The organism is Dolomitihabitans soli (genome assembly GCF_022213955.1).
Classification (GTDB): domain Bacteria; phylum Actinomycetota; class Actinomycetes; order Streptosporangiales; family Streptosporangiaceae; genus Streptosporangium_A; species Streptosporangium_A soli.
In genome coordinates this window covers 266,729-289,331 of record NZ_JAKNTW010000008.1, presented here as the reverse complement: position 1 = coordinate 289,331, position 22,603 = coordinate 266,729, and the positions used below count along the sequence as shown (strand labels likewise).

Annotated in this window: 21 protein-coding genes; 12 read left to right on the top strand and 9 right to left on the bottom strand. The window is 68.2% G+C overall.

Annotated features, from left to right (window positions below; translation table 11 throughout):
• Positions 1 to 240 precede the first annotated feature (240 nt).
• From MBA17_RS19075 to MBA17_RS19050, 6 genes are all read left to right on the top strand, one after another.
• Entirely contained in the window at positions 241 to 801 is a 561-nt protein-coding gene (locus tag MBA17_RS19075) for an amino-acid N-acetyltransferase (RefSeq protein WP_238497846.1), read from the top strand.
• A gap of 227 nt (positions 802 to 1,028) precedes the next feature.
• Entirely contained in the window at positions 1,029 to 2,246 is a 1,218-nt protein-coding gene (locus MBA17_RS50465) for an RDD family protein (protein ID WP_238497845.1), read from the top strand.
• Between the two features lie 182 nt (positions 2,247 to 2,428).
• On the top strand, positions 2,429 to 2,980 hold the full coding sequence (locus tag MBA17_RS19065; RefSeq protein WP_238497844.1) for an RDD family protein: 552 nt from the start codon (positions 2,429 to 2,431) through the stop codon (positions 2,978 to 2,980).
• Between the two features lie 541 nt (positions 2,981 to 3,521).
• The gene (locus tag MBA17_RS19060; RefSeq protein ID WP_238497843.1) at positions 3,522 to 3,857 is read left to right on the top strand and encodes a histone-like nucleoid-structuring protein Lsr2; all 336 of its coding nucleotides are present in this window, start codon (positions 3,522 to 3,524) and stop codon (positions 3,855 to 3,857) included.
• Positions 3,858 to 4,191: 334 nt separating this feature from the next.
• Positions 4,192 to 6,699, top strand: coding sequence for an ATP-dependent Clp protease ATP-binding subunit (locus tag MBA17_RS19055; protein ID WP_238497842.1), 2,508 nt, complete (start codon positions 4,192 to 4,194; stop codon positions 6,697 to 6,699).
• Between the two features lie 349 nt (positions 6,700 to 7,048).
• The gene (locus MBA17_RS19050; RefSeq protein WP_238497841.1) at positions 7,049 to 7,999 is read left to right on the top strand and encodes a TIM barrel protein; all 951 of its coding nucleotides are present in this window, start codon (positions 7,049 to 7,051) and stop codon (positions 7,997 to 7,999) included.
• Between the two features lie 159 nt (positions 8,000 to 8,158).
• Here MBA17_RS19050 and MBA17_RS19045 read toward each other — a convergent pair whose 3' ends face one another.
• Complete coding sequence (locus MBA17_RS19045; RefSeq protein ID WP_012894543.1) at positions 8,159 to 8,479, bottom strand: DMT family transporter; 321 nt, start codon at positions 8,477 to 8,479, stop codon at positions 8,159 to 8,161.
• 41 nt (positions 8,480 to 8,520) lie between these two features.
• Positions 8,521 to 8,865 carry a DMT family transporter gene (locus MBA17_RS19040; protein ID WP_031158438.1) on the bottom strand — a complete coding sequence of 115 codons (345 nt, stop codon included), beginning with the start codon at positions 8,863 to 8,865 and terminating at the stop codon, positions 8,521 to 8,523.
• A gap of 125 nt (positions 8,866 to 8,990) precedes the next feature.
• Here MBA17_RS19040 and MBA17_RS19035 point away from each other — a divergent pair, with 125 nt between their 5' ends.
• Positions 8,991 to 9,452 (top strand): MarR family winged helix-turn-helix transcriptional regulator, encoded by a 462-nt coding sequence (locus MBA17_RS19035; RefSeq protein WP_238497840.1) that lies wholly within the window; start codon positions 8,991 to 8,993, stop codon positions 9,450 to 9,452.
• Between the two features lie 185 nt (positions 9,453 to 9,637).
• On the opposite strand, the gene MBA17_RS19030 is transcribed toward MBA17_RS19035, so the two are convergent.
• Positions 9,638 to 10,885, bottom strand: coding sequence for a serine hydrolase domain-containing protein (locus MBA17_RS19030; RefSeq protein ID WP_238498006.1), 1,248 nt, complete (start codon positions 10,883 to 10,885; stop codon positions 9,638 to 9,640).
• A 343-nt stretch (positions 10,886 to 11,228) separates the two neighbouring features.
• Positions 11,229 to 12,101, bottom strand: a complete 873-nt coding sequence (locus tag MBA17_RS19025; protein WP_455432792.1) for an HhH-GPD family protein — start codon at positions 12,099 to 12,101, stop codon at positions 11,229 to 11,231.
• Between the two features lie 327 nt (positions 12,102 to 12,428).
• On the opposite strand from MBA17_RS19025, the gene MBA17_RS19020 reads away from it, so the two are divergent.
• Positions 12,429 to 13,115 carry a hypothetical protein gene (locus MBA17_RS19020; RefSeq protein ID WP_238497839.1) on the top strand — a complete coding sequence of 229 codons (687 nt, stop codon included), beginning with the start codon at positions 12,429 to 12,431 and terminating at the stop codon, positions 13,113 to 13,115.
• Between the two features lie 209 nt (positions 13,116 to 13,324).
• On the opposite strand, the gene disA is transcribed toward MBA17_RS19020, so the two are convergent.
• From disA to MBA17_RS18995, 5 genes are all read right to left on the bottom strand, one after another.
• Positions 13,325 to 14,410, bottom strand: a complete 1,086-nt coding sequence (gene disA / locus MBA17_RS19015) for a DNA integrity scanning diadenylate cyclase DisA (RefSeq protein ID WP_238497838.1) — start codon at positions 14,408 to 14,410, stop codon at positions 13,325 to 13,327.
• A 79-nt stretch (positions 14,411 to 14,489) separates the two neighbouring features.
• On the bottom strand, positions 14,490 to 15,893 hold the full coding sequence (gene radA / locus MBA17_RS19010; protein ID WP_238497837.1) for a DNA repair protein RadA: 1,404 nt from the start codon (positions 15,891 to 15,893) through the stop codon (positions 14,490 to 14,492).
• Positions 15,894 to 16,320: 427 nt separating this feature from the next.
• Positions 16,321 to 16,635, bottom strand: coding sequence for a thioredoxin (gene trxA / locus MBA17_RS19005; RefSeq protein WP_238497836.1), 315 nt, complete (start codon positions 16,633 to 16,635; stop codon positions 16,321 to 16,323).
• Positions 16,632 to 17,012: a MerR family transcriptional regulator gene (locus MBA17_RS19000; RefSeq protein WP_238497835.1), complete on the bottom strand. Its 381-nt coding sequence runs from the start codon at positions 17,010 to 17,012 to the stop codon at positions 16,632 to 16,634. The genes trxA and MBA17_RS19000 overlap by 4 nt, the downstream gene beginning before the upstream one ends.
• 53 nt (positions 17,013 to 17,065) lie before the next feature.
• Positions 17,066 to 17,764: a class I SAM-dependent methyltransferase gene (locus tag MBA17_RS18995; protein WP_238497834.1), complete on the bottom strand. Its 699-nt coding sequence runs from the start codon at positions 17,762 to 17,764 to the stop codon at positions 17,066 to 17,068.
• A 100-nt stretch (positions 17,765 to 17,864) separates the two neighbouring features.
• Between MBA17_RS18995 and MBA17_RS18990 the strand changes: the two genes are divergently transcribed.
• From MBA17_RS18990 to MBA17_RS18975, 4 genes are all read left to right on the top strand, one after another.
• Positions 17,865 to 18,683 carry a sugar phosphate isomerase/epimerase family protein gene (locus MBA17_RS18990; RefSeq protein WP_238497833.1) on the top strand — a complete coding sequence of 273 codons (819 nt, stop codon included), beginning with the start codon at positions 17,865 to 17,867 and terminating at the stop codon, positions 18,681 to 18,683.
• Positions 18,683 to 19,378 (top strand): TetR/AcrR family transcriptional regulator, encoded by a 696-nt coding sequence (locus MBA17_RS18985; RefSeq protein ID WP_238497832.1) that lies wholly within the window; start codon positions 18,683 to 18,685, stop codon positions 19,376 to 19,378. The genes MBA17_RS18990 and MBA17_RS18985 overlap by 1 nt, the downstream gene beginning before the upstream one ends.
• A gap of 161 nt (positions 19,379 to 19,539) precedes the next feature.
• Positions 19,540 to 21,672, top strand: a complete 2,133-nt coding sequence (locus MBA17_RS18980; RefSeq protein ID WP_238497831.1) for a heterodisulfide reductase-related iron-sulfur binding cluster — start codon at positions 19,540 to 19,542, stop codon at positions 21,670 to 21,672.
• A 133-nt stretch (positions 21,673 to 21,805) separates the two neighbouring features.
• On the top strand, positions 21,806 to 22,600 hold the full coding sequence (locus MBA17_RS18975) for a hypothetical protein (protein ID WP_238497830.1): 795 nt from the start codon (positions 21,806 to 21,808) through the stop codon (positions 22,598 to 22,600).
• Positions 22,601 to 22,603: the final 3 nt, after the last annotated feature.

The window sequence follows — 22,603 nt, the reverse complement described above, 5'->3', positions numbered from 1 at the left end:
GGTTCGACAACTGTGAGATCACGGGAGGATTACGCAGATCCGGCGCTATTACTGCACTTGCGCTGGGATTTTCGCTGGTCGTGGGCGGACCCGCGGGCGCGGCGGAACTGTATGAATCTTGAAAAAGGCGGCTTGTTCGGATGGTGACTGGGCTGTCGCACAAGGTCACGCGTGGACAGAGTGGCCTTCGTTACGGGTGAGCCGTAAATGGAGGAAGGCGAGCACGTACGCTGGACGTCCATGGAGCAGCTCGCGGAGCCCACGGAGCCCATAGCCCGGAACACCGAGATCGTCGTCCGCCGTGCCCGGACGCCGGACGTCCGAGCGATTCGGAGCCTGGTCGACACCTACGCCGGAGCCGGTTCGCGGCTGCTGAAGAAGGCCACGGTGACCCTGTACGAGGACGTACAGGAGTTCTGGGTGGTCGAGGTCGACGGTAGGGTTGCCGGCTGCGGAGCGTTGCACGTGCTCTGGGAGGACCTCGCGGAGATCAGAACCGTGGCGGTCGATCCGGATTTCCGAGGGCTGGGGCTCGGCAACCGGATCGTCTCGGCGCTCATCGGCACGGCCCGGGATCTGGGTCTGGAGCGAGTATTCTGCCTGACCTTCGAAGTCTCGTTCTTTCGCAGGCACGGTTTCCGTAGGATCCGGGGCACTCCGGTCGCCCCGGAGGTCTACGCCGAACTTCTGGCCTCGTACGACGAGGGCGTCGCGGAATTTCTGGATCTTGAACATGTCAAGCCCAACACGTTGGGCAACACCCGGATGATCCTTCATCTTGACGCGGACTCGAAGGGCTGATGGAGCGGAAAGATGACTGTTGATACCTATATCGATACGTTGTGCAGCAGCAAAGCATGTGAGCCTGACATACGCCGCATGCGCAGTCGAAGCGAGGTGACACGGTGAGCACCGGACAGCCGCCGTATCCACAGGACGACCCGGAGCGCAACCAAGCGGCGCGATCGTCGGGATCTCCTGAATACGGACAACAGAACCCCGGTCAGCCCGACCCCGACGTAACCGTCGTGGGTTATCGGACCGACACGGGGCCAAACCAGGCCCAGCCCGGCTACGGGCAACAGCAGGGCTATGGGCAGCAGCAACCCGGTTACGACCAGGGCTACGGCCAGCAGCAACAGCAGTACGGCCAGCAGCCCTCTTATGACCAGGGCTACGGCCAGCAGTCGCAGCCCGGCTACGGCCAGCCGCAGCAGCAGCAGCAGGGCTATGGGCAGCAGCCTGGTTACGACCAGGGCTATGGCCAGCAGTCGCAGCCCGGCTACGGCCAGCCGCCGCAGCAGCAGCAGGGGTACGGCCAGCAGCCCGGTTACGACCAGCAACCTGGTTACGACCAGGGCTATGGCCAGCAGTCCCAGCCCGGCTACGGCCAGCCGCAGCAGCAGCAGCAGGGGTACGGCCAGCAGCCCGGTTACGACCAGCAACCTGGTTACGACCAGGGTTACGGCCAGCAGTCCCAGCCCGGCTACGGCCAGCCGCAGCAGCAACAGCAGGGGTACGGCCAGCAGCAGGGCTACGGCCAGCAACAGCCGTACGGCCAGCAACAGCAGCAGCAGTACGGTCAGCCCGGCTACGAGCAGCAGCAGGGCTACGGCCAGCAGGGGTACGGGCAGCAGGGCTATGGCCAGCAGCAGCCCGCCTACGGCCAGTACGGCCAGCAGCAGCCGTACGGTCAGGGCTACGGCGCGGCGGCGGGTGTGCAGCCCCCAGGGGCCCCTGCGCCGCTCGCGGAGTGGTGGCAGCGCCTGGTGTCCAGGATCGTCGACGGCGTCATCCTGGGCATCATCTACGGCGTCGTGAGCTTCATCCTGGGCGCCATCCTGATCACTGCCCCGAAGTACGACCTGGACACGGGCACCTTCACCGAGGGCGGCGGGCTCTTCCTGTACAGCCTGCTCACCGCGTTGATCGGCGCGGTCATCTACATCGTCTACGAGTTCTTCATGCTCCGCATGGGAGGCCAGACCGTCGGCAAGATGGTCATGGGCATCCGCGTGGTGCCCGTAGGCGGCACGATGGCTCCCGGCGGGCTGGCGACCGACGTGGCCCTGAAGCGGGCCGGTGTCCTCTGGGGCCCCGTCGCCCTGAACTGGATCCCGATCGTGGGGGCGCTCGTCACGGGCGCGTTCATGCTAGTGAACGTTCTTTGGCAATTCTGGGACAAGCCTTTGCATCAGTGCCTGCACGACAAGGTCGCGGCGACGGTCGTCGTCAAGACCAAGTAGGTTTCCCCAGAGAAATCGGGGCCGGTGGGCGACCACCGGCCCCTTTTTCGTGCCTGGCGGAGGTGGTCTGGATGCCCGGTAATTGGGCAGAAACCTGGGACGGCCCCGTGGGCGGCGCGTCGCACGCGACAGGGCACTAGCAAACAGGCGCGAGCTCATTCGCGGCCCGGACAGGTGACGTTATGACTCTGGATCCGTCTCACATCGACGGCGACGCCACCGCTTCTCAGGGGACGGCGACCCGGGCCGTTCCCGCCGATTGGCGGGAGCGCCTGATCGCCCGTGTCATCGACGGCGCGCTCTTCGTGGTCCTCTATTACATTCTCTTCGCCGTGTTCTGGGCTGTCTCCGGGGCGGAGGACCCGATGGCGGCGAAGATCGGGGGAGGCGGTGAGCATACGCTTCTGCCCGAGCTCTTCGCCTGGTTGATCGCTGGTGTGGCGTTTGCCGTCTATGACGTCGCCTCGCATTCCCGTCATGGCCGCACACTGGGCAAGCGGCTGTTGCGGATCGAGCTGGCTCCAGTGGCCGGCGGTGTTCTGACAACGGTGTCTCTAGCGAAACGCGCGGCCCTGCTGCCTGGTCCGATGACCGCGATGGGGATTCCGGCACTCAATCTGCTGGCGGGTGTGTTCCTCTTCACGATCGGCCTGTTCATCCTGATCGACAAGCCCCTCCAGCAGGGGTTGCACGACAAGGTGGCGGGAACCTGGGTGGTCAAGAGGGGCCGGTGAGCGGGGCTTTCCAGGGTGCTGTGATCTTCAGCGGGGGAGGACGTGCTCTTTTCACAGCTGATTTACAGACTGCATCCGGTAAGCGGGCTGGAGAGACAGCCATTAAGCTGTTGTTCGCCGGCGAGGTGCAGATGGGTCCCTGGGACACGTGATGGCCTGCGATGGCGCTATGGTCATCCGAGGGCCACGCCCAGGGCGCCGGTAGGGCCCGTCACCAGGTAGACCCGACTGGCCTGTGAGAAAAACTGCAGCCTCGGAAACACGTCCGACCTCCGGAGCGAGGACGAATGATGGAAGTATTGTCCGCGTTGTTACCTCCCGCCATCGTCGGCGGGGCGTTCATCTACGGCGTCGTGAAGCTCGTGCGTTCCGAAGCCGCCGGAAGACGTGCAAACCAGCACGATGAGGTCCGGAAGCCTAACTGATCCTCCCACGCCGGACCTGTTCAGGAAACCCTGTAACCGAGTCGAATTGTGTCGGCGTTCTGTGGGGTATATGTTTGGCAGCGAATGAAACAATACCTCTCGAAAGGATTGCGTAGATGGCCAAGCAGATCCAGGAGATTCTCATCGACGACCTCGACGGGGGCGAGGCCAATGAGACTGTCGCCTTCGCGGTTGACGGCACCTCCTATGAGATAGACCTGAGTGACGTGAACGCCAAGAAGCTGCGGGACGCGCTGTCGCCTTTCGTGCAGAGTGCTCGCCGGTCCAACGTCGTCTCCGCGCGCAGGCGCGGTGGACGCGGTGGTGCGCGGGCGATGACACGGGAGAAGAGCTCGGAGATCCGTGCGTGGGCCAAGGCCCACGGACTTCCGGTCAGCGAGCGTGGCCGGATCGCATCTTCTGTGGTGGAGCAGTACGAAGCTGCTCACTAGAGATCGGTTGTCGGAGGCGGCCCTCGTCGTCTCGACGAACCAGCCGATCTTTCGGTCGGAGCATGCGCTTATGACGGCCGCCAAAGGACCCCGGCGGCCGCCATAAGTGCATGATCGCCTTATCCGCTCCAAACGGTCGTTCGCTTCGGGCGTAGCGGGAACATCAGGGCCCCGAACAGTAGTTGGATGAGGGTGAACGCCCTGCTCTCGGGGAACGTCTTCTCCATAGGGCACGTCTTCAGCAGAGGGCGAGGTTCGCCGAGCCAGGGCTACCATGCGGAATGACGGGCCGGAAGTCCCGGGCCTGCCTGACCGCTCTGTGAGGAGCGACGAGATGTTCGAGAGGTTCACCGACCGCGCGAGGCGGGTTGTCGTGCTGGCCCAAGAAGAGGCCAGGATGCTCAACCACAACTACATCGGCACGGAGCACATTCTTCTTGGTTTGATCCATGAGGGCGAGGGCGTTGCCGCAAAGGCGCTTGAGAGCCTCGGCATCAGTCTTGAAGGTGTGCGCCAGCAGGTCGAGGAGATCATCGGCCAGGGGCAGTCGGCGCCGTCGGGGCACATCCCGTTCACCCCGCGCGCCAAGAAGGTCCTTGAGCTGTCGCTCCGTGAAGCCCTGCAGCTAGGCCACAACTACATCGGCACCGAGCACATCCTGCTCGGCCTCATTCGTGAGGGCGAGGGCGTGGCCGCCCAGGTGCTGGTGAAGTTGGGCGCCGATCTCAACCGCGTGCGGCAGCAGGTCATCCAGCTGCTGCACGGCTACCAGGGCAAGGAGCCCGCGGCGGCCGGCGGCCCCCAGGAGGCCGCGCCGTCGACGTCCCTTGTGCTGGACCAGTTCGGCCGTAACCTGACCCAGGCCGCCCGTGAGGGCAAGCTCGACCCGGTCATCGGCCGTGAGAAGGAAATAGAGCGGGTCATGCAGGTCCTGTCCCGCAGGACCAAGAACAACCCGGTCCTGGTGGGCGAGCCCGGCGTCGGTAAGACCGCCGTGGTGGAGGGCCTGTCGCAGAAGATCGTCAAGGGTGAGGTGCCCGAGACGCTCAAGGACAAGCAGCTCTACACGCTCGACCTGGGCGCTCTGGTGGCCGGCTCCCGATACCGCGGCGACTTCGAGGAGCGCCTGAAGAAGGTGCTCAAGGAGATCCGCACCCGGGGCGACATCATCCTGTTCATCGACGAGCTGCACACGCTCGTCGGGGCGGGCGCCGCCGAGGGCGCGATCGACGCCGCCAGCATCCTGAAGCCCATGCTGGCCCGTGGCGAGCTGCAGACCATCGGCGCGACCACGCTCGACGAGTACCGCAAGCACCTGGAGAAGGACGCCGCGCTGGAGCGCCGTTTCCAGCCGATCCAGGTGGCCGAGCCCAGCCTCAGCCACACGATCGAGATCCTCAAGGGGCTGCGCGACCGTTACGAGGCGCACCACCGGGTGTCGATCACCGACAGCGCCCTGGTGGCCGCCGCTCAGCTCGCCGACCGCTACATCAGCGACCGGTTCCTGCCTGACAAGGCGATCGACCTGATCGACGAGGCCGGTTCGCGGATGCGCATCCGCCGGATGACCGCTCCGCCGGACCTGCGCGAGTACGACGAGAAGATCGCCAACGTCCGTCGCGACAAGGAGTCCGCGATCGACGCGCAGGACTTCGAGAAGGCCGCGGCGCTGCGCGACCAGGAGAAGCAGCTCCAGCTCAAGCGCGAGAGGCGCGAGAAGGAGTGGAAGGCCGGCGACATGGACGTCGTGGCCGAGGTCACCGAGGAGCTCATCGCCGAGGTGCTCGCCACCGCGACCGGCATCCCGGTGTTCAAGCTGACCGAGGAGGAGTCGCAGCGGCTGCTCCGGATGGAAGACGAGCTGCACCGGCGGATCATCGGCCAGGACGACGCGATCAAGGGCCTGTCCCGTTCGATCCGGCGTACGCGTGCGGGTCTGAAGGACCCGCGGCGTCCGGGTGGCTCGTTCATCTTCGCCGGTCCGTCCGGTGTCGGTAAGACGGAGCTGTCCAAGGCGCTGGCAGAGTTCCTGTTCGGCGACGAAGACGCGCTGATCATGCTGGACATGTCCGAGTTCATGGAGAAGCACACCGTCTCGCGGCTGTTCGGGTCTCCTCCCGGCTATGTCGGGTACGAAGAGGGCGGCCAGCTGACGGAGAAGGTGCGGCGCAAGCCGTTCTCGGTGGTGCTGTTCGACGAGATCGAGAAGGCCCACCCGGACATCTTCAACTCGTTGCTCCAGATTCTGGAGGACGGCCGGCTGACCGACGCGCAGGGCCGGGTCGTCGACTTCAAGAACACGGTCATCATCATGACGACCAACCTGGGCACCCGTGACATCTCCAAGGGCATCGGGGTCGGGTTCGCGAAGAACAACGACGCGGACAGCAACTACGACCGGATGAAGTCCAAGGTGCAGGAGGAGCTCAAGCAGCACTTCCGGCCTGAGTTCCTGAACCGGGTGGACGACACCGTGGTGTTCCACCAGCTGACGCCGAAGGAGATCATCAAGATCGTCGATCTGATGCTCGCCCAGGTGGGCGAACGGCTCAAGGACCGGGACATGACCCTGGATCTCACCACCGAGGCCAAGAACCTGCTCGCCGAGCGTGGTTACGACCCGGTGATGGGCGCCCGTCCGCTGCGCCGTACGATCCAGCGCGAGCTGGAGGACTCGCTGTCGGAGAAGATCCTGTACGGCGAGCTCCGCCCCGGCCAGGTCATCAAGATCGCTGTCGAGGGCGAAGGCGACAACGCCGTCTTCACCTTCGTCGGTGAGGACGCGCCGGCACCGAGGGTGCCCGACTCGGCGGCTGCGATCGCCGAGCCGATCCAGCGGTAGGCCCAAGGCCGACGAGGCCCCGTGTGAGCATCACTGCTCACACGGGGCCTTCCGTTTTGTTAGCCGTTCGGGTGCCTCGCCACCGAATGTAGTACTACACTGTGTAGAGCGAAGTCGGCCAAATCTCGTCCAAGCGGCTCACCGAAGGGCTGCCGTGCGGTGAGATCGGCTCCAGGTCAACCCTGCGGTGTAGTGCTGAATCACCTACAGGGCTGACGCGGACCACGGCGCACGCCGGGCATGCTCAGGCGGGCCGGGCCGAGTTCCCGGCAGGGGAGGGATCCCCGTTCCGTACAGCCGATGGCGTGCGGGCGAGGGACCAATCGAGAAGTACGCCTGGAGGCACCGGATGCGTCTGCGCCACGACGACGGCACGCTCGTTCACCTGGCCTACAACGCTGGTGTTCACCCCGCGGAGGACCTGGAGAACCTCATCGCCCACCTCACCCGCTACGCGGTGCCGGTGCGCAAGAAGCTCGGGGTCGAACGCATGGGGGTGGTGCTCTGGCTGTCCCCGAGCGTGGCCGACCACCTCAGCGCCGACCGGATCGAACTGGTCCGGCTGCGCCGGTCCCTGGAGGAGCGCGGCCTGGAGGTCGTCAGCCTGAACGGCACCGGTGGCCGCCACCAGGAGGCCCCCGGCCCCGACTGGGCCAAGCCCGAGCGCTACCGCTACACCATGGCCCTGGCCAAGATTCTGGCCTTCCTGCTGCCGGACGACGTCCGCTTCGGCAGCATCTCCACCATCCCGATCGGCTGGCGCCGCGACTGGCCCGCCGACCTGCACTCCATCGCGTCCCGCCGGCTCGAACGACTCTCCCGGGAGCTCCGCGGACTCTACAGCGTGACCGGCAAGACCATCCGCGTCGGGTTCGAGCCGTGGCCCGGTTGCGTCCTGGAGACCACCGAGCAGGCCCTGGAGCGCGTCTGCGGCATCGACTCCGAGCACCTCGGGGTCTGCCTCGACGCCTGCCACCTCGCGGGCGGCACGGAGGGGCCCGGCGCGGCCCTGCGCGGTCTCGCCCGGGCCGGCGCACCCGTCGTCAAGCTCGGCCACGTCCACAACCACGCCGGCCAGGTCCGCGGCCACCTCCCCACCACCGGCTCGGTCCTTGAGGACACCCTCACCGCGATGCTCTCCGGCGCCGTCAACGGCACCGCCCACATCGAGGTCGAAACGCACGACCTCGCCGTCCCGCTCCGCACCCGCGGCCCCGGCGCCCTCGTCTCCGTCCTCGCCGACGAACTCGACTGGGCCCGCCGGAACCTCACCTCCCTGGGCCTCCAACTCGCCGCCTAGTGCGGTGTCCACAAACCTTCGCCGGGGGTCCAAGCGGCCCCGACCTCGGCGATCACGGCTCTTGGAGCCGGTGAACGTTACTGGACACCGCACTAACCGCCCCTGGCCCGCTCGACATCCGTACGGCAAGCCACATGCGTACGGCAAGCCCATCGCGGCTCAGATCCCCGCAGCGATCTTGAGGAGGACGACGCCGCCGATGATCGCGGCGAACGAGCCGAGCTTGGCGGGGGTGATCTTCTCTTTGTAGATGAGGGCGCCGAGGATGACCGTACCGATGGAGCCGACGCCGGTCCAGATGGTGTAGCCGACGCCGACGTCCAGCGTTTTGAGCGCCAGGCTCAGGGTGAAGATGCCGCCGGCGGCCGACAACAGCGTGAAGACCGACGGCCAGAGCCGGGTGAAGCCCTTGGTTGCGTTGGTGCCGAGGGCGAAGCCGATCTCGAAGACGATCGCGATGGAGAGGTAGATCCAGGCCATGATGATGTTTCCTTCGGGCGCGAAGTGACAAAGCAGGGTGTTCAGGCCGCGGACGGCTTCTCGGCGGTCAGGCGGTCGGAGAGCTTGAGGCCCAGGACGCCGCCGATGATCAGGACGAAGGCCAGCACCTTCCAGATGGTGAACTCCTCACCGAAGATCACAGCGCCGAGCACGACTGTGCCGACCGAGCCGATGCCGGTCCAGATGGTGTAGCCGACGCCGACGTCAAGCGTCTTGAGCGCCAGGCTCAGGAAGAAGATCCCGACGGCCGCCGCTGCGGCTGTGAGCAAGGACGGCCACAGTTGGGTGAAGCCCTCGGTGGCGTTGGTGGCGAGGGCGAAGACGACTTCGAAGACGGCCGCTATGAGCAGGTAGATCCAGGCCATGAGGGTTGCTCCTATTTGTATGTACTTGCAAGTTTCTGACAGGACAGAATGTTGCATGTACATGTATGCTTCTGTCAAGCCGGTCTCAGGAAAGATCGGGAAGGCCGTAAGAACGAAGAGGTCTCATGATTCCCGCAGCCCCCGCCCCGGTTGCCGCGCCGCCCGTCTCGGACCTCGCCGCGACCTGGCAGCACATCCTCCTCCTGCACGCCCGCGTGGAGAACAAACTCGCCGCCGTGCTGCAGCGAAGGCACGGCATCGGCCTGTCGGAGTTCCGTGCGCTGGGCCATCTCGCCGCCTCCCCCACCTCCGAACTGCGCATGCAGGAGTTGGCCGACAAGGTCGGGCTCAACCAAAGTTCGGTGACCCGCCTGGTGGCGCGACTGAGCACGGCGGACTTCGCCGTCCGGGATCTGTGCCCGGACGACAAGCGGGGGGTCTACACGGTCATCACCGAGACGGGCCGGACGAGATACACCGAGGCGAGCCGCACCTATGAGGAGACGCTGAACGCCGCCCTGGAGGAAGCCAAGCAGGCGGACCCGCAACTCGCCGCCGCCCTCACGGTGTTGGGCGCCGCGCGCTGAGTGCCGACGCCCACGGCCCCGTTTCTGGGGCGTGGGTGGCTGAACGCCGTCACGGCCTGGTCGTCGGAGTGGGGTCTTCGGTCCGGGCCCCAGACCGTTCCCGTCGGTCAAGGTCGACCGTGGTTTCTGCGTGCCACGGGCGGGAGGGAGCCGGGGCCTGCCCCGACTCCCGGGGGTTCACGTGGTCAGAAGTATCTCGGTGCGAGGTCGGTCGTGGGCCAGGTCTTCACGGTGCCGATCGCCTTGCCGAGGATGGGGTCGATCGAGTCGAAGTCGAGGGAGCCCTCCTCTTCCCTGCGGTTGAAGATGGCGCAGTAGCTGACGCCGTTCTGAACCCTGGCCAGGAAGCTGAAGGTGCCGGGCATCGAGCCGTTGTGCCAGGTGTTGAGCTTGCCGAGGTTGTTCGTGCGGGCCTGCCAGCCGAAGCCGTACCAGGAACCGCCCGAGGTGACTCCCGTCTCGGGCTTGGCGAACACCCGTGAGATGGACGTCGCGTTGAGGACCGGCCCGGCGCGGTCGAAGACGAAGCCCCACTTGACCAGGTCGACGGCCGAGGCCAGCCAGCCGCCGTTGGCGTCCTGGTTGGGCATGCTGAAGCCGCCGTAGGGGTACGGCACGGTCGCGCCGGAGTCGTCGACGACCGTCTTCCGGGTGTACTTCGAGGAGTAGGTGACCTCGGTCGAGGCCGCCTGTGACGGAAGGCTGCGGCCGAGCCGGAGGCGCGAGATGCCGGCGGGCGCGAGGATCCGCTGCCTGACGTACGACTCGTAGCTCATGCCGGAGACCTTCTCGATGATCCGGCCGAGCAGCATGTAGCCGTAGTTGCTGTAGGCGTAGCGCGAGCCGGGTGCGAAGTCGAGCGGCCTGGCCGTCGTGTACTCGATGATGTCCTCGTGGCTGATCGGCAGCGGCGCGTCGAGCCCGGCGGAGATCGCATAGTCGGACCAGAGCGGGTCGCTGGTCACGGCCCTGTCCCAGCCGGCGGTGTGCTGGAGGAGCCGCCACACGGTCACCTTCGACAGCCGGGCGTCGCCCTTGGTGGACAGCCCGAGCAGCGAGGTCACCGAAGCGCCCAGACTCAGCTTGCCGTCCTGGGCCAGCCGCGCGATGGCGGCCCCCGTGATGCTCTTGCTGAGGCTGGCGATCCGGAACAGCGAGGTCGGCTGCACCTTCACGGCGCTTCCGGCCCTGGAGTAGGTCCCGTAGCCTCTGGCCAGCAGGATCTTTCCGCTCTTCGCGACCGCGAGCTGGGCGCAGGTGATGCCGCGCTCCTGGATGTAGGTCTTCATCGCCTGGTCGAAACCGGCCAGCGCCGCCGGCACGACGCCGGTGGTCACCAGCGCGGCGGACTCGGCCTGGGCGGGTCGAACACCGAGGGCGACGGCGGGCACGGCGCCGGCCCCCACCTGGAGAATCCGCCGCCGACTGAGCATGGTCACATCTACCTCCGCAGCATCAAATCCCTCGTTAGTACCATAAGTTGGCCTAAAACGACGAACCGAGCGCGTGATCATTGCGACACGCAGGGCAACCCGCTCCTCCCGCGAACACGGATTGAATCGCGGGGTCGCTATCCGATGGGCCGGTGGTGGCGCGCAGGCGTATGCCGCGCATTACGTGTCCGTTGTGGCGTACGGCTTTGTCAGTGGGGAACCGTGCCAGAGCCTGTCACCACTGGTATCGGGTGGCGGGGAACCGTGCCAGAGCGGTCTGTCACCACCGGTACCGGTCCGGCAGGGGTCAGTGAGGCAGTCGGTAGGTGCCGTCCGGCAGGGATCAGTGAGGCAGTCGGTAGGTGCCGTCCGGCAGGACTTCGGCCAGGCCGTCCGTGACGAGCCCGTCGAGTGCCCGTTCACGCTGGACGGGGTCGTCCCACACGACGTCGAGAGCGTCCTTGGGCACGGCCCCGTGAGCCTCGCGGAGTACGGCGAGCAGCCGGCCGCGGCACTGCCGGTCGGTGCCCGCGTACGTCTGGCCCTTCCTGGCGGGCCCGTCATGCGGCGGCCGGCCCGCCAGCCGCCACCGGCACTGCGACGCCACCGGGCAGTCGGCGCACCGCGGCGAGCGCGCCGTGCACACCAGCGCACCCAGCTCCATCACCGCCACTCCCCACACCGGCGCGCCGGCCACGGGCAGCAGCGCCTCGGCCGTGGCCCGCTCCACCGCGGTGGTCGCCTTCGGCGGGTACTCCTCGCCCCGCACGGCACGTCCGAGAACCCGGCGGACGTTGGTGTCGAGCACGGCATGCCGTCCGCCGAACGCGAAACTGGCCACGGCGGCGGAGGTGTACTCGCCGATGCCGGGCAGCGAACGAAGGGTTGCGTGGTCGGCGGGCACCCTGCCGTCGTGCTCGGCCATGATCGCCCGCGCGCAGGCGTGCAGGTTGAGGGCCCGCCTGGGATAGCCGAGGCGTCCCCAGTGCCGCACCGCCTCGCCCGGCGGCTCGGCGGCCAGGTCGGCGGGGGCCGGCCAGCGCGCCATCCATTCCTCCCAGACCGGCAGCACGCGCGCGACGGGAGTCTGCTGCAACATGATCTCGCTGACCAGGATTCCCCACGGCGTGGCCTCCGGCCGCCGCCACGGCAGATCACGCGCGTTCTCGGCATACCAGTCGAGAATCGGGCCCTGGAGAAGGTTCGGCACGGGCACCTTCAGACCTTAACCGAGACCCGGTCCAACCGAGACCCGGTCCAACCGAGACCCGGTCCAACCGAGACCCGGTCCAACCGAGACCCGGTCCAACCGAGACCCGGTCCAACCGAGACCCGGTCCAACCGAGACCCGGTCCAACCGAGACCTGGCCCACCCGAGACCTGGCCCACCCGAGACCCGCCACAACCGAGACCCGCCACAACCGAGACCCACTGCCCGCACGGCCATCGCGCCGACAGCGAGGGTTGTGCCTGGGTTGTTGAAGAAACGCCTGGATGAGCGGGTCATTGCGGGGAGACGGTGGGGACTCCTCATACTGACTGCATGGATCCGGACACGTTCCGTGGCGATCTTGGAGGAGTGGCCACCGATATCTACTGGCGCCGGCGGATGGCCCTGCTGGTCGGCGTGCTGGTGGTGGTCGCCGTGGTCGCATGGGCCTGCACCAGCACCTCGGGGCCCAAGCGTTCGTCGAACTCCGCCGCGCCCGCTCCTACCAGCCCCGAACCGATCCTGGCGAGCCTCCAGGCCACACCGACTCCCGCACCCGCCCCGACGCTCACCTCGACGATCTCCCCGAAGCCGAGCAAGCCGAAACCGACCATCGAGCCCCGCCGGGCGGGTGACACCTGCGATCCCGGCGACCTGGTGCTGAGCCTTCAGGGAACCCAGGAGGTCTACCTGGGGGACAGCCGCCCCAGGTTCATGATCACCCTGGTCAACACGGGACGGCTGATGTGCACGGCCGACGTCGGGCCACGGGCGATGGAGATCCGGATCACCTCCGGGTCGGACCGGATCTGGTCCTCCTCCGACTGCATCAGCGGCGAGGGCGTCCAGGTGCGACGCCTGGAACGAGGAATCCCGTACGTCCGGCCGGTCGAATGGGATCGCCATCGTTCGGCCCGCGACTGCGCGGCGAAGCGCTCCGACGCGCGGACGGGCACCTACGTGGCGGCGGTCCACTCAACAGACCTCAAAACCCCCAAGACCGTCTTCCACCTGCGTTGACCGCCCCCTTTCCGAGTGGGAACGGCGCGTTTGTGATCTGCGCACAGATCCACGCGCGGGTGTCGTGACCGAAGGGGATGGGTTGGGGGCGGCGCGTTGCGGCGCGTTGCCATGCGCGCTGGAGGAGCGTTGGCCCCGCGGAGCTTCGCCGCATGCGGCGCGAGGCTCTGGGGTGGCTCTGCCGTACGAGATTGGGTGTGGGGCGCAGGTCAGACGTAGCGTTCGAGGATTGAGGATTCGGCGAGGCGGGAGAGGCCCTCGCGGACGCTGCGGGCGCGGGACTCGCCGACGCCGCCGACGGCCTGGAGGTCGCCGATGCTGGCGGCGAGGAGCTTCTGGAGAGTGCCGAAGTGGTCGACGAGGCGGTCGACGACGGTGTGGGGGAGGCGGGGGACCTTGGCCAGCAGGCGGAAGCCGCGCGGGCTGACCGGGCCGTCGAGGGCGTCGGCGCCCGTGTAGCCGAGGACGTGGGCCACGGCGGAGAGGTCGAGGAGGTCGCTGCCGGAGAGCCGGTCGAGCTCGTGCAGGGCCTCCACGAAACGGCGGGGGCGGCGGCCGGAGATCGGGAGATAGTCGCGGACGATCAGCTCGCGGTCGGTCTCGACGCCGGCGACCAACTCGTCGAGCTGCAGGGTCAGCAGCCGGCCGTCGGTGCCGAGCTCCACGACGTAGCCCTCGATCTCGCCGGCGATGCGCCTGACCATCTCCAGCCGCTGGGCGACGACCGCGACGTCTCTGACGGTGACGAGGTCCTCGATCTCCAGGGCGGACAGGGTGCCGGAGACCTCGTCGAGCCGGTGCTTGTAGCGCTCAAGGGTGGCCAGCGCCTGGTTGGCCTTGGACAGGATGGCCGCCGACTCCTCCAGCACGTAGCGGATGCCGTCGAGGTAGAGGGCGATGATCCGCATGGACTTGCTGATGGAGATGACGGGATAGCCGGTCTGCTTGGCGACCCGCTGGGCGGTGCGGTGCCGGGTGCCGGACTCGTCGGTGGGGATGGAGGGGTCGGGGACCAGGTGCACGGCGGCCCGGACGATCTTGTGGTTGTCGTGCCGCAGCACGATCGCGCCGTCCATCTTGGCCAGCTCGCGAAGACGGGTCGCGGAGAACTCGACGTCGAGCGCGAACCCGCCGCTGCACAGCTCCTCGACCGTGCCGTCGCAGCCCAGCACGATCAGGCCACCGGTATGGCCCCGGAGGATGCGCTCCAAACCGTCACGCAGCTCGGTGCCCGGCGCGACCTCGGCAAGGGTGGCTCTTCGGCGGTCGTCGAGCCCCTTGATGTTCGTTGCCACATGACCCCCGGTGGTCGCTTATCACACTCAGCTTACCGGCGAGGTATCCCCCGAGTCCCGAGCCGGCGGGTGCAACATGTCAGGTGACATGCGTCAGCGCGTCCCAGACGTTCTCCGCCTCTGTAACGTCGAAACCCGGCAATAGGTTCGCGGTGCGGGCCCCGACGGGCACCAGAGACCCCTGCCCGCCGCTGTCCACGTCTAGTGAACCGGCGGGCACGAGAGCCCGGGTGAACCCCAGACGGGCGGCTTCGGACAGCCGTCTCCGCACGTCCCTGACCGGCCGCAGCTCGCCCGCCAGGCCGACCTCGCCCAGCACGACCAGCCCGGCGGGGAGCGCCTTGTCGCCGGCGGCGCTGGCCACCGCGAGCATCACCGCCAGATCGACGGCGGGGTCGCCGAGCCGGATGCCGCCCACGGTCGCGGTGAACACGTCGCAGCCGCTGAGCCGCGCGTTGAGGCGGCGCTCCAGCACGGCCAGCACCATCGTGACCCTGAACGGGTCGAGGCCGGAGGAGGTACGTCTGGGCTGCTGCGCCTCGGTCCTGGCGACCAGCGCCTGCACCTCGGCGGGCAGCGGCCGGGTGCCCTCGACGGTCACGGTGACGCAGGTGCCGGGGACCGGCTCGGTGCGGCGGGAGACGAACAGGCCGCTCGGGTCGGTCAGGCCCTCGATGCCGCGCTCGTGCAGGTCGAAACAGCCGACCTCGTCGATGGGGCCGAACCTGTTCTTGATCGCGCGGACCAGGCGGAGCCGGGAGTGCCGGTCGCCCTCGAAGTGCAGCACCACGTCGACCAGGTGCTCAAGGACCCGGGGGCCGGCGATCGAGCCGTCCTTGGTGACGTGGCCGACGAGCACGGTGGACATCGCCCGGTCCTTGGCCAGCCGTACGAGGTTGCCGGCGACCTCGCGGACCTGGGTGACGCCACCGGGGACGCCGGTGCCCTGGGCGGAGCCGATGGTCTGCACCGAGTCGACGATCAGCACGCTGGGCTGGACCTGCTCCACGTGGGCGACCAGCGCGCCCAGGTCGGTCTCCGCGGCGAGGTAGAGATCGTCCTGGACCGCGCCGATCCGGTCGGCGCGCAGCCGGACCTGGGCGGCCGACTCCTCGCCGGTGATGTAGAGGACCTTCTCCTGGCGGGCGATCCGCGCCGCGGCCTCCAGCAGCAGGGTCGACTTGCCGATGCCGGGCTCGCCGGCCAGCAGCACGACCGCACCGGGCACCAGGCCGCCGCCGAGCACCCGGTCGAGCTCGCTGACGCCGGTGCTGCGGGCGAGCGCGATCTCGGCCTTGACCTGGCCGATCGGCACGGCGGGCGCGGTGACCGCACCGGCGGCGGCGACCCGGACCCCCGCCCGCGCGCCCTCCTCGTCGACCGTGCCCCACGCCTGGCACTCGCCGCAGCGCCCGACCCACTTCGCTGTGCGCCACCCGCACTCGGCGCAGCGATAACCCGCGCGCTGGGCTGTCTTGCTCATGCAGGGCACGCTATCGTCCGCCGCCGACAATCCACACCGATCTCCGGAGTGCGATGTTTGGTCGTACGGCAAGCCACCCCGGCGCCCCGCGCCGTCGCCGGCGAAGGTCCGCGGGGTCCACGCCGCTCCAGCGCGTGGGGTTGCGCGCCATAACGCTTCGCCCGTGGACCATGCCCTCCGGTCAGGACGTGGACCATGCCCTTCGGTCAGGGCGTGGATCGTGCCCTTCGGTCAGGACGTGGATCGTGCCCTTCGGTCAGGGCGTGGGCCGTGCCCTCTGGCCAGCCTGGGACCAGGCTCTCCGGTCAGGACGAGCTGGCGGTGGCTGGTCGAGGAAACGGGAGGTCGGCAGATCCCGCCACGGGACCGAGGCCGGTCCGTGGTCGGGTCAGACTCCGGATGAAGGCGTTCGCCTGCATCGTCACTGTCAGAGGTGGTCCTCCAGGGCCGCCATGAGGAGGCGCTTGGGCTTGGCGCCCACGATCTGCTGGGTGACCTCGCCGTCGCGGAACAGCAGGAGGGTGGGGAAGCCCATGACGCCGTAGCGGGCGACGATCTCGGGGTGGGCGTCGCCGTCGAGCTTGCCGATCGTGAGGCGGTCGCCGTGCTCGGCCTCGATCTCCTGCAGGATCGGGGCGATCATCCGGCACGGGCCGCACCAGTCGGCCCAGAAGTCGATCAGGATGGGCTTGTCGCTCCGGAGCACCTGCTCGTCGAAGTTGTCGGTGGTCAGCGTGATCATGTCAGTCCTCGTCTGTCCAGCACGCAGTTCGGGCACGCTCCGGCCAGTTGCGCCGCGACGTCGGCGCGTCGTGCCGTGAGGGTCCCGATCTGCTTGTCGAGCTCGGCCAGCTTGCGCCGGTAGACCGCGACGGACTCGGGGCAGGCGTCGCCCGAGTGGTTGCCCATCCGCAGGCAGTCGACGAACGGCCGGGCGTCTTCCAGGGTGAAACCGGAGGCGAGCAGTGACCGGATCTCGGTGACGAGCGGCAGGTCGGCCTCGTCGTAGTCGCGGTATCCGTTGGCGCCGCGACGGGCGTCGATCAGCCCCTGCTGCTCGTAGTAGCGCAGTGCCCGGGTGCTCACACCCGCGCGCTTGGCCATCTCCCCGATCCGCATGCTTCCTCCTCCTGGCACGTTAAACGTTGACGCCGGTGACAAGGTCAAGCCCGTTAATAGAGCCGCCAGCGCAGCACGTTGGGGTAGGCGATCTCCAGGCCGGGAGCCTCCGCGATCGCCTCCTCCGCGACCGGTGGGCTGAACTCGATGCGCAGCACCGCCTCCAGGTCGGCCCGCCGTTCGAAGGCCATCCGCAGGTCGAGCTTCTGCCGCTGCCAGCCCTGCCGTACCCAGAAATTCTCCACCGCGGCGGTGGAGTAGCCGGGCACGGTCCTGCTGAACCAGCGGCCGAACGCGCCGCGTGAGGCGTCGAGGTCGATCACGAACGCGGCGCCGCCCCGCCGTAGCACCCGGGACAGCTCGCGCAGGCCGGGTTCGCAGCCGGGACCGAAGAAGTACGCCCAGCGGGCCACGGCGACGTCCACGGACGCGTCGGGGAGGGGGAGGGACTGCGCGGTGCCGGTGTGCACGGTGACGTTCGGCAGGGACGCGCAGCGGCGGGCGGCGAGCGCGGCGAGGTCGCCGTGCGGCTCCACGCCGATCACCCGCGCGGCCGTGGCGGCGAAGACGGGCAGGTGGTAACCGGTGCCGCAGCCGATGTCGAGCAGCGTCGCATCGCGCCACGGGCGGATGGCGGCCATCGCGGCGTCGGCCCGCCCCTCGGGGTCGACCGCGCGGTTCTCGACTTCGTAGACCCGGGGGGTGTGCCAGATGTTGGGGCTGGGGATGGCACCCTTGGCGATCTGTCCCATGACGTCCAAGCTAACCCGTGTCGGGGACACCAGGCCGCCACATCTCCGCCCGCCAGCTTAGGCTGGCAACGTCAGCGAGCGAACAAGATGAGGTCGCGAAGTGAGTGACGTGGTGCGGGTGCCGAGTGCGAAGATCGCGCTTTCTACTGCGTCGGTGTATCCGGAGCGCACACCCGACGCCTTCGAGTTGGCGGCGCGCCTGGGATACGACGGCGTGGAGATCATGGTGGGCGCCGATCCGGTGAGCCAGGACATCGACGTGCTGGAACGGCTGTCCGACCACTACCAGTTGCCGGTGCTCGCCATCCATGCGCCGTGCCTGCTCGTCACCCAGCGGGTGTGGGGGCGCGACCCGTGGGCGAAGCTGGTCAAGGCGCAGAAGGCGGCCGAACGGCTGGGCGCGCGGACGGTCGTGGTGCATCCGCCGTTCCGGTGGCAGCGCGACTACGCCCGCGACTTCGAGACGGGCCTGGCCAGGATGCGCTCCGAGACGGATGTGATCTTCGCGGTGGAGAACATGTTCCCGTTGCGGGCCCGGGGCAACGAGGTCGTGCCCTACTCCCCTGACTGGAACCCGGTGGAGCACGACTTCCCCCACGTCACGCTCGACCTGTCGCACACCGCCGTGTCCGGGTCCGACGCGATGGAGATGGCCGTCAAGCTCGGCGACCGTCTTGCCCACCTGCATCTGGCCGACGGCCTCGGGGTGACCAACAAGGACGAGCACCTGGTGCCGGGGCGGGGCAGCCAGCCGTGCGCGCCGATCCTGGAGCGGCTGGCCACCTCGGGGTACGGCGGGCTCGTCGTGCTGGAGATCAACACGCGCAAGGTGGCCAGCAGGACCGAGCGCATCGACGATCTCGCGGAGGCCCTCGCCTTCGCGAGGTTGTATCTCGCCGCGCCGTCGGCGGGCGCCTGATGACGGAGCCGGGCAGGCCAGGGACGGGCGGGGCAGGGTCGGGCAGGCCAGGGTCGGGCGGGGCAGGGTCGGGCAGGACGGAGTCGGGCAGGGCAGGGACGGGCGGGGCGGAGACGGGCAGGAGGCGTCCCGGGCGGCGGCCGGGTACGGCGGACACGCGTGGCGAGATCCTCGCGGCGGCCCGGCGGATCTTCGCGGAGAAGGGGTTCGACAAGGCCACCATCCGGGGCATCGCCCGGGAGGCGGCGGTCGACCCGGCGCTGGTGCACCACTACTTCGACAGCAAGGACGGGGTCTTCGTCGCGGCGATGCAACTGCCGATGGATCCGGCGGTCGTCATCCCGCGCGTCCTGGAAGGGCCGCGCGACGAGGTGGGGGAGCGTCTGGTCAGGATGATCCTGACGATCACCTCCGAGCCGGCGAACCGCGAGCCGATCCTGGCGTTGATGCGTACGGCGATGACGAACGAGCAGGCCGTGTCGATGATCCGCGAGTTCATCTCGCACGCGATCCTCGGCCGGGTGGTCGCGGCGCTCGGCGTGTCGCCGCTGCGCATGGAGGTGGCCTTCGCGCAGCTCTTCGGCGTGGTCATGATGCGTTACATCGTGGAGTTGCAGCCGCTCGCCTCGGTGGGCGTCGAGGAGCTCGTCGAGGTGCTCGCGCCGACGATCCAGCGTTACATCGACGGCTCCTGACCCCCCGGCCGCACGCCGTACAGAGCATTGTTCTAGCCTGGTACGTGCGGTGCGCTCTGGAGCGAGTAAGTTACTCACCGGTAGGCTTCGGGGCGGCCTCGTCGTCATCGTGGGTGACCGGCGGTCTACGCTGGCAGCCAACGTAGTCTGTGGGAGGATCTGTGCTCCTTGTAGCGATCATCGGGCTGGTGATGACCGTCGTGGCGGTCGCGCTGGCGGGGCGCCGCGTGCTGTGGCTCTACAAGCTCGCCACCAGCGGCCAGCCCGCTCCCGAGCGAGTGGAGTACGCCAGGGCCAACCTGGGAGCCGAGATCAAGGCCCAGCTGGTCGAGGTGTTCGGCCAGCGGAAACTGTTGAAGTGGACCGCCTCGGGCACCGCTCACTTCTTCGTCATGTGGGCCTTCTTCATCCTGATCACCGTCTACCTGGAGGCGTATGGCGTGCTGATCCAGGGCGGGATCACCGGCACGCCCGACTTCCACATTCCGCTGGTCGGCACCTGGGCGGTCCTCGGCTTCCTGCAGGACTTCATCGCGGTCGCCGCCCTGCTCGGCCTGATCGCGTTCGCGGTGATCCGGGTGAAGAACTCGCCGAAGAAGCTGGGCAGGAAGTCCAGGTTCTCCGGATCGCACCTCGGCGGCGCGTGGCTCGTCCTCTTCATGATCTTCAACGTGATCTGGACGATGTTCCTGTTCCGCGGCGCGGCGATCAACACCGGCAACTTCCCCTACCGGAGCGGCGCGTTCGCCTCCGAGGCGGCGGCCGCCGTGCTGCACCCGCTGGGCGAGGGCGTCAACGAGGTGCTGGAGCCGGTCGGCCTGCTGCTGCACATCGGCGTCATGCTGGTCTTCTCGGTCATCGTGGTCAACTCCAAGCACCTGCACATCTTCACCGCGCCGATGAACGTGGCGTTCTCCCGCCGCCCCGACGGCAACGGCCCCGCGCAGCCGATGCGCAGCGGCGGCAAGGTGCTCGACTTCGAGGAGGCCGACCCGGAGACCGACGTCTTCGGCCGCGGCAAGATCGAGGACACCACCTGGAAGGGCTTCCTCGACTTCTACACCTGCACCGAGTGCGGCCGGTGCCAGGACCAGTGTCCCGCCTGGAACACCGACAAGCCGCTCTCGCCCAAGATGCTCATCCTCGACCAGCGCGACCACGCCTTCAAGGTCGCGCCGTACCTCATGGCGGGTGAGCAGGAGCGCGCCGGGCTGCACGAGGACGTGCTGGCGTTGCTGGAGAAGCCGCTGGTCGGCGAGGACGGCGTCATCCACCCCGACGTGCTGTGGTCGTGCACCAACTGCGGCGCGTGCGTCGAGCAGTGCCCGGTCGACATCGAGCACATCGACCACATCCTGGACATGCGCCGCTACCAGGTGATGATCGAGTCCAGCTTCCCCTCCGAAGCCGGCGTGATGCTGAAGAACCTGGAGAACAAGGGCAACCCGTGGGGCATGCCCGAGTCGAAGCGGGCCGAATGGGTCGAGGAGCTCGACTTCGAGGTCGAGATCGTCGACGAGAAGATGCCCGAGGACGCGGAGTACCTCTTCTGGGTCGGCTGCGCCGGCGCGCTGGAGGACCGGGCCAAGAAGACCACCAAGGCCGTGGCCGAGCTGCTGCACATCGCGGGCGTCAAGTTCGCCGTGCTCGGGCCGATGGAGGCGTGCACCGGTGACCCGGCCCGCCGGCTGGGCATGGAGTTCCTGTTCAACATGCTCGCCCAGCAGAACATCGAGACCCTCAACGAGGCCGGGGTCAAGAAGATCGTGGCGACCTGCCCGCACTGCTTCAACACCCTCGCCAACGAGTATCCGCAGCTCGGCGGCACGTACGAGGTCGTGCACCACACGCAGCTGCTGGCGCATCTGGTCGACGAGGGCAAACTCACCCCGATCACCCCGATCGAGGAGAAGATCACCTATCACGACCCGTGCTTCCTCGGCCGCCACAACAAGGTCTACGCGCAGCCCCGCGACATCATGGCCAAGGTGCCCGGGGTGCAGACGCAGGAGATGCACCGGTGCAAGGAGCGGGGCTTCTGCTGCGGCGCCGGCGGCGCGCGGATGTGGATGGAGGAGCGCATCGGCAAGCGGATCAACACCGAGCGGGTGGACGAGGCGCTGACCACCGACCCGGACCGGGTCTCCACCGCCTGCCCGTTCTGCCTCGTCATGCTCGGTGACGCGATCAATGAGAAGAAGAACTCCGGCGAGGCCAAGGAGACGCTGGAGGTCGTGGACGTCGCCCAGCTCTTGATCAAGTCGGTGAAGGGCGAGCCGACTCCGGCGCCGTGACAATTCTTACAAATGACGTGGAATGCCAGGCGGTCCAGATTTTTGATCTTTGGAGCGATGCCATTCTCCACATAACGGGAAAATCACGGTAACCTCGACGGCGGGGCTCTATTCGACGGGGAGGGGGCTGGCGGTGCGCGTGGTCGTCACCGACGCCGAGGTCACTCTGGCCGACGTGCTCGCCCTGCGCCTCGCCGTCGACGAACCCCTCACCCAGGGTGCCGAACTGGTGTTACGCCACCGGGTGTCGAGCGTGGAGCGCCGGGTGGCGCTCGGCACGCCGGGCGCGGAGGTGCGCGACGCGGCGCTCGCGGTCTCCCTGGCCTCGCTCACGCTCGACCCGGGCCGATGGGACGCCTACCTCGCGCACGGCGGCGAGCGGATCCGTCTGAAGAGCGTGGACCCGGGGTTCTCCCTCGACCATCTCGACGCCTACGCCCTGGCCAAGCGCACCGTCGCGCACCGCGCCTACCGCACCCGGGGCGGCTACCTGGCGTTGAAGACCTCGCGGGCGCGGCCGGTCGCCGAGGTTCGCGCCGTGTGGTTCCGTGAGGGACGCTTCGAGGTGACCGGCCTGCTCGCCTACACCGGGTTCGACGACGACGACGCCCCGCGGGATGCCCGCCTGGCGTTGCACAGACACGCGCCGAAGGCAAAAGTCTCCACGGTCGCGACGGTCCAGGGCGTGCGCTTCCACGCCGCGCTCTCGCTGTGCGACGTGATCGACGCCGCCGCGGAGTCCACCGGTTCCTGGGAGCCCACGCTGGAGGTGGCGGGCGTGGCCACCCCGCTCAGCCTCGGCGCCAGGCTCGACGACATCGACGGCAAGCGCCGCCGCCTGCACTACCCCGCCGCCCGGATCGACGGTGTGCCGATCCGGCCGTCGTTCACCGCCGACGACGAACTACGGCTGGAGGTCGGTGGGTGAGGA

What these genes read in the sequence shown, in the direction of transcription:
- MBA17_RS19075 (WP_238497846.1), top strand. Translation starts at nt 241, where the DNA reads ATGGAGCAGCTCGCGGAGCCCACGGAGCCCATAGCCCGGAACACCGAG.
- MBA17_RS19065 (WP_238497844.1), top strand. Translation starts at nt 2,429, where the DNA reads ATGACTCTGGATCCGTCTCACATCGACGGCGACGCCACCGCTTCTCAG.
- MBA17_RS19060 (WP_238497843.1), top strand. Translation starts at nt 3,522, where the DNA reads ATGGCCAAGCAGATCCAGGAGATTCTCATCGACGACCTCGACGGGGGC.
- MBA17_RS19055 (WP_238497842.1), top strand. Translation starts at nt 4,192, where the DNA reads ATGTTCGAGAGGTTCACCGACCGCGCGAGGCGGGTTGTCGTGCTGGCC.
- MBA17_RS19050 (WP_238497841.1), top strand. Translation starts at nt 7,049, where the DNA reads ATGCGTCTGCGCCACGACGACGGCACGCTCGTTCACCTGGCCTACAAC.
- MBA17_RS19045 (WP_012894543.1), bottom strand. Translation starts at nt 8,479, where the DNA reads ATGGCCTGGATCTACCTCTCCATCGCGATCGTCTTCGAGATCGGCTTC.
- MBA17_RS19040 (WP_031158438.1), bottom strand. Translation starts at nt 8,865, where the DNA reads ATGGCCTGGATCTACCTGCTCATAGCGGCCGTCTTCGAAGTCGTCTTC.
- MBA17_RS19035 (WP_238497840.1), top strand. Translation starts at nt 8,991, where the DNA reads ATGATTCCCGCAGCCCCCGCCCCGGTTGCCGCGCCGCCCGTCTCGGAC.
- MBA17_RS19030 (WP_238498006.1), bottom strand. Translation starts at nt 10,885, where the DNA reads ATGCTCAGTCGGCGGCGGATTCTCCAGGTGGGGGCCGGCGCCGTGCCC.
- MBA17_RS19020 (WP_238497839.1), top strand. Translation starts at nt 12,429, where the DNA reads ATGGATCCGGACACGTTCCGTGGCGATCTTGGAGGAGTGGCCACCGAT.
- radA (WP_238497837.1), bottom strand. Translation starts at nt 15,893, where the DNA reads ATGAGCAAGACAGCCCAGCGCGCGGGTTATCGCTGCGCCGAGTGCGGG.
- trxA (WP_238497836.1), bottom strand. Translation starts at nt 16,635, where the DNA reads ATGATCACGCTGACCACCGACAACTTCGACGAGCAGGTGCTCCGGAGC.
- MBA17_RS19000 (WP_238497835.1), bottom strand. Translation starts at nt 17,012, where the DNA reads ATGCGGATCGGGGAGATGGCCAAGCGCGCGGGTGTGAGCACCCGGGCA.
- MBA17_RS18995 (WP_238497834.1), bottom strand. Translation starts at nt 17,764, where the DNA reads ATGGGACAGATCGCCAAGGGTGCCATCCCCAGCCCCAACATCTGGCAC.
- MBA17_RS18985 (WP_238497832.1), top strand. Translation starts at nt 18,683, where the DNA reads ATGACGGAGCCGGGCAGGCCAGGGACGGGCGGGGCAGGGTCGGGCAGG.